Annotated in this window: 11 protein-coding genes; 6 read left to right on the forward strand and 5 right to left on the reverse strand. The window is 67.1% G+C overall.

Annotation, left to right across the window (positions count from 1 at the left end; translation table 11 throughout):
* Positions 1-11: 11 nt before the first annotated feature.
* Complete coding sequence (locus QNM97_RS05675) at positions 12-626, reverse strand: cysteine hydrolase family protein (protein WP_283821949.1); 615 nt, start codon at positions 624-626, stop codon at positions 12-14.
* Between the two features lie 133 nt (positions 627-759).
* Here QNM97_RS05675 and malQ point away from each other — a divergent pair, with 133 nt between their 5' ends.
* Positions 760-2,925 carry a 4-alpha-glucanotransferase gene (gene malQ / locus QNM97_RS05680; protein ID WP_283821950.1) on the forward strand — a complete coding sequence of 722 codons (2,166 nt, stop codon included), beginning with the start codon at positions 760-762 and terminating at the stop codon, positions 2,923-2,925.
* 53 nt (positions 2,926-2,978) lie between these two features.
* Here the strand turns inward: malQ and QNM97_RS05685 are convergent, their stop codons facing one another.
* Positions 2,979-4,244: an MFS transporter gene (locus tag QNM97_RS05685; protein ID WP_283821951.1), complete on the reverse strand. Its 1,266-nt coding sequence runs from the start codon at positions 4,242-4,244 to the stop codon at positions 2,979-2,981.
* Positions 4,245-4,352: 108 nt separating this feature from the next.
* On the opposite strand from QNM97_RS05685, the gene QNM97_RS05690 reads away from it, so the two are divergent.
* The 3 genes from QNM97_RS05690 (at position 4,353) to QNM97_RS05700 (ending at position 8,168) form a co-directional block, all read left to right on the forward strand.
* Positions 4,353-5,540 carry an ATP-grasp domain-containing protein gene (locus QNM97_RS05690; protein ID WP_283821952.1) on the forward strand — a complete coding sequence of 396 codons (1,188 nt, stop codon included), beginning with the start codon at positions 4,353-4,355 and terminating at the stop codon, positions 5,538-5,540.
* 94 nt (positions 5,541-5,634) lie between these two features.
* Positions 5,635-7,131, forward strand: a complete 1,497-nt coding sequence (locus QNM97_RS05695) for a flavin-containing monooxygenase (protein WP_283821953.1) — start codon at positions 5,635-5,637, stop codon at positions 7,129-7,131.
* Between the two features lie 2 nt (positions 7,132-7,133).
* Entirely contained in the window at positions 7,134-8,168 is a 1,035-nt protein-coding gene (locus QNM97_RS05700; protein ID WP_283821954.1) for a zinc-binding alcohol dehydrogenase family protein, read from the forward strand.
* A gap of 16 nt (positions 8,169-8,184) precedes the next feature.
* On the opposite strand, the gene QNM97_RS05705 is transcribed toward QNM97_RS05700, so the two are convergent.
* From QNM97_RS05705 to QNM97_RS05715, 3 genes are all read right to left on the reverse strand, one after another.
* Positions 8,185-8,934: an SOS response-associated peptidase gene (locus tag QNM97_RS05705; protein ID WP_014360842.1), complete on the reverse strand. Its 750-nt coding sequence runs from the start codon at positions 8,932-8,934 to the stop codon at positions 8,185-8,187.
* Between the two features lie 47 nt (positions 8,935-8,981).
* Positions 8,982-9,482, reverse strand: a complete 501-nt coding sequence (locus QNM97_RS05710; protein ID WP_208796264.1) for an aminoacyl-tRNA deacylase — start codon at positions 9,480-9,482, stop codon at positions 8,982-8,984.
* A gap of 171 nt (positions 9,483-9,653) precedes the next feature.
* On the reverse strand, positions 9,654-10,688 hold the full coding sequence (locus QNM97_RS05715) for a linear amide C-N hydrolase (protein ID WP_283821955.1): 1,035 nt from the start codon (positions 10,686-10,688) through the stop codon (positions 9,654-9,656).
* 822 nt (positions 10,689-11,510) lie between these two features.
* Between QNM97_RS05715 and QNM97_RS05720 the strand changes: the two genes are divergently transcribed.
* Positions 11,511-12,251 (forward strand): ATP-binding cassette domain-containing protein, encoded by a 741-nt coding sequence (locus tag QNM97_RS05720; RefSeq protein ID WP_502875045.1) that lies wholly within the window; start codon positions 11,511-11,513, stop codon positions 12,249-12,251.
* A gap of 3 nt (positions 12,252-12,254) precedes the next feature.
* Positions 12,255-14,216 (forward strand): YhgE/Pip domain-containing protein, encoded by a 1,962-nt coding sequence (locus tag QNM97_RS05725; RefSeq protein ID WP_283821956.1) that lies wholly within the window; start codon positions 12,255-12,257, stop codon positions 14,214-14,216.
* Positions 14,217-14,248: the final 32 nt, after the last annotated feature.

The following is a 14,248-nucleotide window of genomic DNA, read 5'->3' on the forward strand; positions in this document are numbered from 1 at the left end:
AGTCGGGCGGCTCACAGCGCCGCACGCACGTCGGCGGACTCGACCGGATGCGAGAACATCGGGTAGTCGAAGGAGATCGCGTTGTCGTGTTCGGCGACCGAGGTCGCCGCGGTGCAGTCGGTGAGCGTGATCACCCGGTATCCGTTCTCGTACGCCGAGCGCATCGTCGATTCCACACAACAGTTGGTGAGGAATCCGGCGAGGATCACCGTCTCGATTCCCTTGCTGCGCAAGATGAAATCGATGTTGGTCGAGGCGAAGGTGTCGAGTCCGCGCTTGCCCTCGATGAGAATGTCACCGTCGGCGGGCGCCAACTCGTCGACGATCTGCGCACCCCACGTGCCCTTCACGAAGGCATTGCCGTCGACGACGCCCTTGAGGATCCCGTACGGGTGTCGGGTGAGCTCGCCGTAGCCGGGAGCAAAGGTGATCGGGGCGTGCATGATCGTCACCCCGGCCTCGCGCGCAGTCTGCACCAGCGAGGTGGTGTTGGTGAGCATGCCGGTCTTGTCCATCACCTCGGCGACCGCGTCGTGCAGCACACCGCCGTCGGAGGTGAACTCGTTCTGGAACTCGATGAGGACGAGAGCGGTGGTGGCGGGATCGAGGGTGAGCGTGTCGGCCATGGGGATTCCTCACTCGCGGCGGTAGGGGTGCAGGCGGACCTCACCGAGTGAGCTACGCCACAATTGATTCAAGTCCTCGGCGGCGTCCTCGGCAACCCGAGCGACACGACCCCGACGATGAGACGATGCAGTCGTGACCGATTCGGTAGGGCAACGACTGGCCGAGCTGGCGCGCCGCACCGGTGTGGCAACCAGCTATGTGGGATGGGACTCCGCCGAACACGAGGTGAGTGCGGCGACCCTTCGTGCGGTGCTGGGGGCGATGGGTATCGCCGCCGACACCGACGCGGAGATCGACGCCGCCCTCGCCGACGCCGAGATCGCCGACTGGCGCGCGTTGGTCCCGCCGGTCACCGTGGTCACCGAGGGCGACGCCGCGGTGTTCTGGGTCCATGTGCCCCACGGCAATCCCGTGGACGTGGAGGTCACCACCGAAGCCGGAGACCGGGTGCGCCCGGTACAACTCGACGTGTGGTGGGAACCGCGGCCCGTCGACGGCGTGCTCACCGGACGTGCGAGTTTCGCAGTCCCGGAAGGACTCTCGCCGGGATATCACACGATCTCGGTCACCGACGAGATCAGCGGGAGCACGGCGACGGCGCCGTTGATCGTGACGCCGCGGCGGCTGAGTACCGCCGACGCCCTGCGCGGTGAGCAGCGGTGGGGGACGGCGCTGCAGCTGTATTCGGTGCGCTCCGCGCGGTCGTGGGGAGTCGGCGACTTCGCCGACCTCGCCGAGATCGCGGCCGAGACGGCCAGCACCTACGGCGCCGACTTCGTCCAGGTGAACCCGCTGCACGCCGCGCAGCCGGTGCCGCCGATCGAGAACTCGCCGTATCTGCCGGCGACCCGCCGATTCGTCAATCCCCTCTACATCGCGATCACCGACATCGCGGAATACGTCGACCTGCCCAAGGCCGACCGCAAACGTGTCGACAAACTCGCCAAGGGCTTCGTCGCCGACGACGTCTCGACGAAGAAGATCAAGCGCAACAAGGCCTTCCGGGCGAAGCTGACCGCTCTGGAGCTGGTCCACGCGGTCCCGATGCGGGCGGCGCGGGCCGCGGCGTACCGGCAGTTCCGCCGTCGGGAGGGGGCCGGCCTGCGTGATTTCGCGACGTGGTCCGCGCTGGTCGAGGAGTACGGGCGGGACAGCCCGGCGTGGGCCGACAAACTCGGAGATCCGGCCTTTGTGGAGACCGAGCGCCGCCGGCTGGCCGGACGCATCGAGTTCCACACGTGGCTGCAATGGATCTGCGACGAACAACTCGCCCGCGCCCAGCACGCCGCGCTGGCGGCGGGAATGCGCATCGGCATCATCGCCGACCTCGCCGTCGGAGTGGGGCGCGACAGCGCCGACGTGTGGTCGCTCGGGGAGGTCCTCGCCACCGGTGCGACCGTCGGCGCACCGCCGGACGGCTTCAATCAGCAAGGCCAGAACTGGAATCAGCCACCGTGGCATCCGCGGCGACTCGCCGAGTCGGGATACGCGGACTATCGCGACATGCTGCGCACCGTGCTGCGCCACGCAGGTGGTCTGCGCGTCGACCACATCCTCGGTCTGTTCCGGCTGTGGTGGATTCCCGAGGGACGATCCGCGGCCGAAGGCACCTACGTGCGCTACGACCACGACGCGCTGATCGGGATCCTCGCGCTGGAGGCACAACGTGCCGGTGCGGTGGTCATCGGTGAAGATCTCGGCGTGTTCGAGAAGACGGTGCAGGACACGCTGGCCGCGCGCGGCATTCTCGGCTGCTCGATCCTGTGGTTCGAGCACGGCGAGTACGCGCCGATCCCGCCCGAGGAGTACCGGGAGCTGTGTCTGACCTCGGTCACCACCCACGATCTGCCACCGACGGTCGGCTACCTCGCCGGTGACCACATCACGTTGCGGGCCGAACTCGGATTGCTCACCGAGAGCGAGGACGACGATCGTGCCCGCGAGGAACGCGACCGCGATGCGATCCTCGCGCTGGCGATCGAGCGTGGCCTGTGGTCACCGGACATCCCGCTGACCGATCCGCGGACGATCAACGCTCTCTACCAACTGATCGCGGCGAGTCCGTCGCTGCTGCTGGGGGTGGCGCTGGTGGACGCTGTCGGCGAGCGGCGCATCCAGAACCAGCCCGGCACCGACGGCGATCAGTACCCGAACTGGTGTATCCCCCTCGCCGACGACGAGCTGCGTCCGGTGCTCGTCGAGGACCTGCCGTCGAACGCCCGGTTCGCCTCGCTGGTGGCCGCGCTCGAGGACGCGGGCGTCGGGGGAGGGTCTCGCGAGGACGATTCCCTCTGGTGAAGATTTCCTCGGGTGACGACTTCCTTCGATGATGGTGGTTCCGGAGGTGAGACCTAGGACGTCGCCGAGTCCCGCCCGGCCGATCGGCCCCGGCGCAACGCGACGGCGATGAGGACCATCGCGACCGCACACAGCACCCCGACCCCGATGTCGAAGGCGATCCCGGCGGTCACCAGACCCCAGTGGGCCGCGGCGATGCCCTGCCCGATGATCGGGACCGACAGCGCGATGTAGGCGACGACGAAATAGGTGGACGTCACCTCCGCGCGCCGGTCCGGTGGGCTCGCCGCGACGACCGCCGCCATGCCCTTGCTGAACGAGATGCCTTGCCCGGCACCGGCGATCACCGCACCGACGATCATCAGGGTCAGCGAGGCCGCGGCCAGTGACCAGGCAAGGACGGCCACCCCGACGACGAGCGTCGCGCACCCGGCGATCAGCGCCGTGCCGGTGGGTGCATGGCGCCCGAGGATCTGGATGGTCGCCGACGACGCGAGCAGGACCGCGACGAGCGCCCCGGCCGCGGCATGGTTGTCGATGCCGATCACCTTGGCGAGAAACGACGGCGCCACCGCGGTGAAGGTGCCCAGGACAGCGAACCCGGCGAAGGCCGCGATCGCCGGCCCGGTGAACACCTCGCGCACCTCCGGTGGCACCGACAGCCGTTGCACGCCCAGCCGGGCCCCCGGCCGCAGCCGTGCGGGTTCGGCGACGAACCAGATCGCCACCCCGACCACGGCGAGTGCCGCCAGGTCGACCAGGAAGACGGTGTGCAGGGGCGCGGGGACGTACTGCGCGAGAATGCCCGCCACCAGTGGGCCGAGTCCCAGCCCGCCCATGTTCGCGGCGGTGGCGATCGCCGGAGCGCGTGACTGCCAGGATCGCGGGGCCAATTCGATCACCGCGGCCGTGGCGGTGCCGGTGTAGATACCCGCCGATAGCCCCGAGATGACGCGCCCGGCCAGGAGCTCGGCCAGCCCGCCCGCGGTGACGAAGACGACGGCACTGATCGCGGAGATGACGACGCCTGCCAGCAACAGCGGCCGTCGGCCGATGACGTCGGACCAGCGGCCGAACACGATGAGCGCCGCAATGACCCCGGCGGCGTAGACGGCGAAGATCACCGTCGTGGTCGTGACGCCGAAGCCCAATTCGGCGCCATAGATCGCATAGAGCGGCGTCGGCAGGGTGGTGCCCATCATCACCACGGCGAACGCGGCGACGGCGGCCGCGAACGCCGACCCCGCACCGAGTGTGCGGCGCGTCGAGGGACGCGGATCTCCTCCGCCGGGACCGGGAGTCGGTGTGTGGGAAGCCATGACGCCCCACAGCGTATCCCCGATGACGGGCGCCCACCGGCGTGATGCGCGGTGGCGGTCTGCCCGGAGTATCCACTCGGCGAACCGTGGGTGCACTACCGTCGTGGCATGGCGCCTGTCGATCCCAGAATCCTCGTCACCACGTCCCGGATGCCCTTCGCCGTCGACGAGATCCACAAGCTGGGGGAGACGGGCCGGTTCGTCGTCGCGACCGACACCTTCCGATCGGCGCCCGGCAACCATTCGCGAGGTGCGAGCAAGCACATGGTGGTGCCCGCCCCCACCCAGGAAACCCAGGCCTACGTCGATGCCATCGCGGGGATTCTCGACTCCGAGCGGATCAACTGGCTGCTACCGATGTTCGAGGACGTCTTCTACCTCGCCAGGCATCGAGATCAGCTCGCCGACGGCCGTGACGTCGAGTTGTTCTTCCCCGACTTCGACACCCTGCGCATGGTGCACGACAAGGTCGGCTTCACCGAGCTGTGCGCGCGGCTGGGCCTACCCGTCGCCGAGACGATCACCGCAACGAGCCCGGAGGAACTGCGTGCGGCGACCGGCCGCTGGGATCACTGGTTCGCTCGGGCGGCCTTCGGGCGCGGCGGTCTCGACATCGCCACCAACACCGGCCCGCTCGCCGGCGAGACCGACCTCGACGACATCACGCCCACCCCCGACGACCCCTGGCTGGTCCAGGAATTCCTGGCCGGCGTCGACCGCTGCAGCTGGAGTGTGGTCCACCACGGCGAGGTAGTCCTGCACTCCTGTTATGAACACCCGCTCGCGATCGACAACCGCGGGGGCGTGGTCTTCCGGTCGGTGGATTCGCCGCAGTCGCTGGAGACCGCGCAACGCATTGCGCGTGAACTGAATTGGGACGGGCAACTGAGTTTCGACTACCTGATGACCGACGACGGGGTGCACCACATGGTCGAGTGCAACCCGCGCCCGACCGCCGGGTGCACGCTGGCCACCGCCGAGGAGTTCGACACCGCGCTGTTCGATCCCGGTGAGCTCGTCGTCGTGCCCGAGGGCCGCAAGAAGATGATCCGGGCCGCAGTCATCCGTGACGCCCTCATGCACCCGACTCGTGCCCGTGCGGACTTGCGCGCCTCACGCGGCGCGAAGGGTGTGTACGAGCAGCGCAAAGATCATCTGCCACTGCTGTATTCGGCATTGTCGCTGCAGCATGTGCTGGCGTATCGCAAACAGCTCGGCATCAATCGGGTCAAGGGCGAGACCCTGGTGGCCACCCAGTTCTTCGACGTGCTCTACGACGGGTCGCCGATCCCCTGAGCCCTCCCATGGTGACGTGGGTTACTGTGAAACCTGGTAACAGGTAATGGTCGCGGTGGCCTCCACGGACGCGTGACCTCTCGAAGGGGGACACATGCGAGAGCATCACGAGGTGATCATCGTGGGCGCCGGATTCGGTGGGCTCGGGGCGGCCATCGAATTCCGACGTCTCGGCATCGACGACCTCGCAATCCTCGAACGCGAGGACGACCTCGGTGGCACCTGGCATGTGAACCACTACCCGGGCCTGGCCGTCGACATCGCCTCGGTGACCTACTCGTACTCGTTCGCGCCGAACCCCTACTGGTCGCGATTGTTCGCGCCGGGACCCGAACTCAAACGCTACGCGACGCACGTCGCCGACACCTACGATCTCACACGGCACATGGAATTCGGCGTCAGCGTGGAGTCTGCCGAATGGGATGAGCAGCAACAGTTCTGGGTGGTGCACACCGATGACGGCACGGCACGCACGTGCCGCTATCTGGTGACCGCCACCGGCTTCCTCTCCCAACCCCACATCCCTGACTTCCCGGGGATCGACTCCTTCGAGGGCACGGTCCTGCACACCGCCGACTGGGACGACTCCGCCGACCTCACCGACAAGCGCATCGCGGTGATCGGAACCGGTGCGACCGCGGTGCAATTGATCCCCGAGGCGGCTCGGGTCGCACGCCACCTGACCGTCTTCCAGCGCACTCCCATCTGGGTGGTGCCCAAGCTCGACATGGCGATCCCGAAGCCGGTGCAGCAGTTGTTCGCCCGGGTGCCCCAGGTGCAACGCGCGGCGCGCCTGGTGAACACGGCCGCGCTGGAACTGCTCATGGTGGTCGGTGTGCTGCACTTCCGCCAGGCCAGACTGGGCAACAAGGGTGCCGCGCTGCTGGCACGGGCGCACTTGCGGGCGCAGGTCCCCGACGCGGAGTTGCGTCGGGCGCTGACCCCCGACTACGACTTCGGATGCAAACGACCGACGTTCTCCAACAGCTACTTCCGGTCCTTCGTTCGCGACAATGTCACCCTGGAGACGAATGGGATCGGCCACCTGGAACCCGACGCCATCGTCGCGGGCGACGGTCGGCGCACCGTGATCGACACCCTCGTCCTCGCCACCGGATTCGATCTGTGGGACAGCAACTTTCCCGCCTTCCCGGTCCTCGGGCGCGACGGCGTGGAGCTCGGGCTCTGGTGGCGGACCCGCCGGTTCCAGGCGTACCAGGGGCTGACCATGCCGAAATTCCCGAATCTGTTGTCGCTCAACAGTCCCTACTCCTACAGCGGGTTGTCGTACTTCACCACCATCGAAGGCCAGATGATCCACATCGGGCGGCTCTTCGGTGAGCTGAAACGACGCGGGGCGACGACCTTCGAGGTCGCCGAGCAGGCGAATGCGCAGTTCCTCGACGAGGTCACCGCCAAGCTCGATTCGTCGGTCTTCTACCGCGGCGACTGCGCGAGTTCGCGGAGCTACTACTTCAACCACCAGGGCGAGGCAGCACTGCTGCGCCCCACGTCGACGCTGACCACCCTGCGGGAGATGGGCAGATTCCCGCTCGACGCCTACGAGTACCGGATGGCGCCTACTGTGTGAGCATGCGTGCATGGGCCGTCACCACACCTGCGCCGATCGACCCGGAGTCCGATCGCGACAGTTCGGATCGCCCCGGGCCGCTGCAGCCGGTCGACAAGCCGATCCCCGAACTCGGTGCCGGTGAGCTGCTCGTGCGGATGCGTGCGTGCGGGGTGTGTCGCACCGACCTGCACGTCTGCGAGGGTGATCTGCCGGTCCACCGGGTCGGGGTGACCCCGGGCCACGAGGTGGTCGGCGAGGTCGTCGGACTCGGCGCAGGCGCACAGGGATACGCGGTCGGCGACCGCGTGGGCGTCGCCTGGCTTCACCACACCGACGGAACCTGCGGCTACTGTGTGCGCGGGGCCGAGAACCTCTGCCCGAATTCGACCTACACCGGCTGGGATGTCGACGGTGGCTACGCCGAATTCACCACCGTACCCGCCGATTTCGCCTATCACCTACCCGGCGGCGTCGATGATGTGACCCTTGCCCCGCTGCTGTGCGCCGGCATCATCGGCTATCGCGCGCTGATGCGGGCGTCCCTGCCACCCGGAGGTCGGTTGGGGCTCTACGGATTCGGTGGCAGCGCGCATCTCGCCGCGCAGATCGCCATCGCGCAGGGTGCGCGGGTGCATGTGATGACGCGGGGGGATCAGGCGCGCGAGCTGGCACTGTCGTTGGGTGCGGTCTCCGCGGTCGATGCCTACGACGCCCCGCCCGAACCGCTCGACGCCGCGATCACCTTCGCCCCGGTGGGTGAGCTCGTGCCGGTGGCGATGCGGGCCCTCGACCGCGGCGGGGTGCTCTCCATCGCCGGCATCCACCTCAGCGACATCCCTTCTCTCAACTACGAGCGAGAGCTGTTCTACGAGAAGGAGATCCGCTCGGTGACGGCCAACACCCGGGGCGACGGTGGCGAATTCCTGCGGCTGGTCGAGGAATACGGGATCACCGCCACCACCCACACCTACCCGCTGTCGCGGGCCGACGCGGCCCTCGCCGACCTGAAGGCCGGACGGTTCGACGGCGCGGCGGTACTGGTCCCCGACAACTGACCCATCGGCCGCGGCCTCACACCGGGTTCAGGAGCTCCGGAGAATTGTTGGCCACCCGGTTCACCAGCGGTGACACCTCACGAATCGCGATCGCGGCCGCGACGTCGGCACTCGGTGGTGCGAAGAGCGTATCCGGCGCACGGTGGTCGGGATCGAGCCACGCGTCCCAGTTGTCGTAGGGCATGATCAGCGGCATCCGGTCGTGCACCTCGCGCAGATCGCCGACGGCGTCGGTCGTCAGGATCGAACAGCTCAACAGCGGCGGCGCCGCGTCATCGGTACGGTCGTGCCACACCGACCAGAGGCCGGCCATGAACAACCGGGTCCCGTCGACCGGTGACATGAAGAACGGCACCTTGGTTGGCTTGCCCTTGGAGTCGGGCGGGCCCTTCTTCCACTCGTACCAACCGTCCATCGGGACCAGGCAACGTCGCGACTTCACCGACGCCCGGAACGAACTCTTCTCCCCGGCCGTTTCGGCGCGGGCATTGAACAGCAGCGGTCCCTTGCCGACCTCCTTGGCCCACGCCGGGACGAGCCCCCAGCGCATGGCGCGCACACGCAGTCGCGGGTCGTCGTCGGGATCGTCATGGTCGTGGCGTTTGACGACGGTCATCACCGTCGTGGTCGGCGCGACGTTGTAGTTGGGCCCCGGTGAACCCGGTGTGCCCGCCGCGGCGTCCAGCGGGACCGGCACCTCGTTCACCGCGTCGATCTCGGCAGCGAGTTTCGCCGGGTCTGTGGTCACCGCATATCGTCCGCACATGACGTCATGTCTACCGCAGTGCGCCGGGGCCCGGGCGACAGTGACCGTCAGCCCGCGGCGGCGCAGATGTCGGCGGTCACCGCCGAGGTGATCGCGATCAGATCCGCGGGGGCCACCTCCACCTCGAGCCCCCGGCGTCCGGCGCTGCACCACACGTGCGGCCACCGCAGAACCGACTCGTCGACGACGGTCGGCAGCGTGATGCGCTGGCCGATGGGGGAGACCCCGCCGAGAACGTAGCCGGTGCTCCGGGTGACCGCCTTGGCGTCGGCCATCACCGCGCGCCCGGCGTCCAGCGCGGCGGCCGCTGCCTTCAGCGACAACGAGCGCGGCACCGGCACGACGGCCACCGCGAGACCCGAACGGGTACCGGACAACTCGATGACCAACGTCTTGAGGATCTGCTCGGCAGCCACCCCGAAGGCCGCGCCGAGCACGTCGACGGCCTCGGCGCCGTAGGCGGTGGTTCGCGGGTCGTGGCGGTAGCGGTGCACGCGATGGGGTATCGACTGCGCGGTGAGCGCGGCGACGGCAGGGGTGGCGGCCACACCGATGTCCTCTCGCTGCATGAGTACGGTGGCGTCCACGATGTCGTGGACGCCACCGTCACGGCAAATCGCACCGAGCCGACGTCGCTCGCCGGGGGACGCTCAGGACGTGGCGGCGCTCGCGCTCAGGACTTCGTGGCGCTCGCGCTCAGGATTTGGCGGCGCTCGCGCTCAGGATTTGGCGGCGCTCGCGCCCTGGGCTTTCTCGAGCTGTTCGAGGAGTGCGAAGGACAGGAAGGTCATCGGTCCGTCGTCGGCGAAGTCCGAAGCCACGTTGCCCGCGATCCCGCCCTCGAGGGACAGTTTGCTCAGCAGGTCGAGCTTGAGTTGTCCGCTGCCCTCGGAGAAGTCGAGATCGGCGAGGTCGACCCACACCACGTTGGGTCGGGTGGTGGACTCGTACACGTACCGCTTGTTGGTCAGGTCGAGCACGACCTGCCAGATCGTCTGCGACGCATCCGGCTTGCCGGGGTCGGGGATCCGGAACGGCTGGGCGGCATTGCGTATCACGCTGAACATGCTCGCGATCGATTCGAGCTGGGAACTCGGCTGCGGCAGTCGCTTCGCGTAGTAGGCCGCGCGGGCGAAGCGGTGCTCGGCCTCGGTGTCACCGGGCAGCGGCTGATCGCCACCGAGCCCCTCCCAGCGCGTGAGCAGCGTCAGCTGTTGGTCGTAGGTCGGGGAATTGGTCATCACGTGGTAATCGGCGCTGTGATAGACCTGCGCGCGACCGTCGATGTACTCGATGATCGCCGAGTCGCCCGTGGCGTCGTCCAGCGCGAGGTGGATGGTGGGCGGATTGCCGCCGGTCGGATCGGGCATCTGGATGACCTGCACCGACGTCTCGTCGATCCACGCGACCGCCTCGGCGACGGTGGCGAAATTGTCGAGGAAGTACTGCAGCCAGATCGCCTGACTCAACGCCGGGCGGGACTCGTCGAGTTGTCCGTAGGTCGACTCGGCCAGCCACAGGACGTGTCCGCCGAGGCCCGCCTCGTTGAGTCCGTCGACGGAGATGATGTCGAATGCGGTGGCGATGACGCTGCCGTATTTCGAGGTCCAGGTGAGTTCTCCCTTGACCCCGTCGTCGCGCTGCACTCCCCGGGGTTGCTTCCACAGGTTCGTCATGAGGTCTTTGTGGAAATCCATGTTACGACCGACGACAACCGAGCCGTTGGCATCCGGCCAGATCACGCGAGTGCACATTGTTGGGTCCGCTTTCTCGAGGGCGTGCGCCTGGCGCACGCGTGGTGGTCCTGCTGCAGGGATGAATTATTTTCGGGCGAACGTGAAAAGTGCGCGACCCCGGACTCCGATTATCCCGGTACCGATAGGTCGCCGCGTCGTGTCCGGCTCGATTCTTTGGGTTATGCCGAGAACTGTCGCAGATTCGTCGGCATCATGTCCCAAATCGGGCCATGTCGCACCTCGAATGTGGTGCCCGCGGCGCTCGTGGGCCGACTCCAATCACCCCGGTGACGCCGAATCATGCTGACTGATAGCCGATCTTGTCGTCGTGACCCTAGCGGAGGTCGAGACATCGGATTCGGGACAGATGGGCAACAAATCTGTGTCACAATTCGTGCACCGCCGACACCGATGATCGGCGCGGGCCGAGGTGGCATTCACCAAGATTTCTCCACAATGCGGCGATACCGATGATAGAGTGCTCGCCCCGAGCCCGGCAGAGCCGCATCTCGCGAGGTCGCGAGCGCGGTACCGGGTGCCGCGTTGGTCCGAACGGATGAATCGATGGGCTGCTCGCGAGACGATTGTCGCTCGGATGCGAAGTGGAAGTTTGTTGGCGAATCGACGAACGCTGAGATTAGATGACGTCGTTGGTTTCACGGCCGCGTGCAGAGAATTCGTGCGAAGTGTCGAGATGGTGGATTCTTCGGTCAGCGAACAAAAGCGGGCCGCCACGGACAACAACGTGCGTGTGGGCACGGGAGAAAGGTAGCCGTGACAGAGGCGAGAGCCGACTTCGGACCGGACGACAACGATGCCGACGGAGCACCGACCGAACAGATCCCCGTCGCCGGGACCGGCACACGGACAGACCCGTCCGAGGCCGGTGAAGCGCTGCTGATCGCCGAGGACATCGGGGTCCGGGCATCATGGGGCCACATCTACGGACCCACCACCCTGACCGTTCGGCGGGGCGGTGTCACCGTGCTGGTCGGTTCGGGCGGTCGAGGCCGCACGGCGCTGATGCTGACGCTGGCCGGCCGGATGAAGCCGTCCTCCGGTCATCTCACGGCCTTCGGACGCACCAACAAGGCCCAGCACCTGTTCTCCCGGGCGGCGATCGCCGACATCGACGAGATCGACGACATCGAGCAGACGATCCGGGTCCACGACGTCCTCACCGAAACCATCCGGTGGCATGCGCCCTGGTACAAGTGGGTGCCGCAAGCCGACGCCGACGATCTCGAGAGGATCTGTCGGCCGGTCTTCGGCCCGTACGCGCTACCGACGATGGACGCCTACGTCGAGGAACTGCCCGAGTTGACCGCGGCGCTGTTCCGCATCGCCGTGGCCAACGTCGCCAGGCCGGAGTTGCTGGTGGTGGGCGGAGTCGACCGACTCAATCGGGTCAACAGTTCCCACATGCTGCTGCAGCGGCTGATCGACCTGGGCCGGCACCAGACCGTCGTCACCGCCGACGTCAACGGCGGCTTCTCGGACCTGGGATTCCGCGATGTCATCGAGGTGCACAACCTCATCGACCACGAATTCGTCAAGCTCGACCAAGAAGATCGGATCTAGAGGATGCTCGCCGCTTTCTCGCCTGGCAGCGATTTCAAGCGTTACTACCGGGGGCGGATGCCTCGGCTCGCCCTCATCGTCATCATCCTGATGCCGCTGATGTACGGGGCGCTGTACCTGTGGGCGTTCTGGAATCCGTTCGACGCGGTCAACAGAATCCCGGTCGCCCTGGTCAATTCCGACCAGGGCGCCACCGTGCAGGGTCAACCGCTCAGGGCCGGTGACCAGGTGGTGCAGGGGCTGGTCGACTCCAAACAGCTCGACCTGCACGAGGTTTCGGCGCAGGAAGCGGCCGACGGGGTGGCCGGCGGCAAGTACTATTTCTCGATCACCTTGCCCGAGGACTTCAGCGAGGCCGTCTCGTCGCCCGCGAGCGGCAATGCGCGTTCGGCGCAGCTCGTCTTCACCTACAACGACGCCACCAACTATCTGGCGACGGTGATGGGGCAGGACGCCGCCGAGCAGGTGGTGAACCAGGTGGGCGCCCAGGTCGGCGCCCAGACCTTCGACATCGTTTTGCAGGACGTCACCAAACTCATGCCCAAGCTCGCGCAGGTGCAATCGGGGGTGAACCAGCTCAACACCGGGATGAAACAGGCGAACACCGGGGCGCACGAACTCTCGACCAATCTCGTCACCGCCAAGGACGGCGCGGGACAGCTGGCCGCCGGCCTCGGTGAGCTGAACAGTGCCGTCGACTCGGCGACCACGCCGATCCTCAACGCGCTCAACGGAAGTTCCGGGCTCAGTCCGGCCGAGCTGAGTGCCACCGCGACCCGGCTCGCGGCCAACACCGGTGCGGTGACCACCCAGCTGAACGCGGCCGCACAGACCCAGTCGCAGGCCTACAACGCGCTCGGCGCGGTCATCGGTCAACTCCGCACCAGCCTCGACCCCAATGTCCGTGCACTGGCCGGTTCATTGGCGCCGGTGCAGGACTTCCTCGGGAATCAGGGCCTCGGGCCCACGGCGAGCAATCAGCTCACCCAGGTCCGTGGCGACGCCAACCTTCTCTCGGCGCAACTGTCCGATCCCAACAGCCCGCTGCGCGCCGTGATGGGTCTGCTGCAGAGTGGAACACTCACCAGCGACATCCAGGCGGCGAGGTCGGCGGCGGGTGAGCTGAGCTCGGGTGCCGACCAGTTGAGCAGCGGCCTGGTGCAACTGTCCGACGGTGCCAACCAACTCGCTTCCGGCACAACACAACTCACCGCAGGTACCCAACAGTTGGCGACCGGCGTCGACGAGGGAATCAAGGCCGTACCCCAGTGGTCGCAGGCGCAGAAGGATGCACTCGCGAAGACGCTCGGTCAGCCGGTCGCGTTGAAGGAGATCACCCTCAACGAGGCGTCGACCTTCGGAACGGGATTCACGCCGTTCTTCTTCGGCCTGGCGTTGTTCGTCGGCAGCATCATCGCCTGGATGCTGTTCAAACCCCTGCAGGCCCGCCCGATCGCCCAGGGGCTCAACTCGTTTCGGGTGGTGCTCGCGTCGTATGCCCCGACGTTCTTCGTCGGATTCCTGCAGGCCGCCATCCTCTACCTGGTGGTGGTGTTCGCGGTGGGATTGCGTCCGTCGCACCCGTGGGCGACCTTCGGGTTCATGCTGCTGATGGTCGCGATGTTCCTCGCGATGATCCAGATGTTCAACGCGTTGTTCGGGCTCGCGGTCGGCAGAGTGGTGACGCTGGCCTTCCTCATGGTCATGCTCACCTCGGCGGGCGGCATCTATCCGGTGCCAACCACGACCAAACCCTTCCAGTACATCCACTGGGTCGATCCCATGACCTACACGGTGACGGGCCTGAGACAACTCACCGTCGCCGAGAACGTGGACTACAGATTCTGGGGGTCCCTGGCGGTCATACTCGTGCTGACCGCGGTCTTCCTGGCGGTCTCGACCCTGGCCGCGCGCCGCAACAGGCAGTACACCATGGACCGGCTGTATCCGCCGGTGGAGGTGTAGTCCTTACGAGGCGACGACCCCGACCCCATCAT

This window comes from Gordonia sp. L191 (assembly GCF_030077625.1).
GTDB classification, from domain to species: domain Bacteria; phylum Actinomycetota; class Actinomycetes; order Mycobacteriales; family Mycobacteriaceae; genus Gordonia; species Gordonia polyisoprenivorans_A.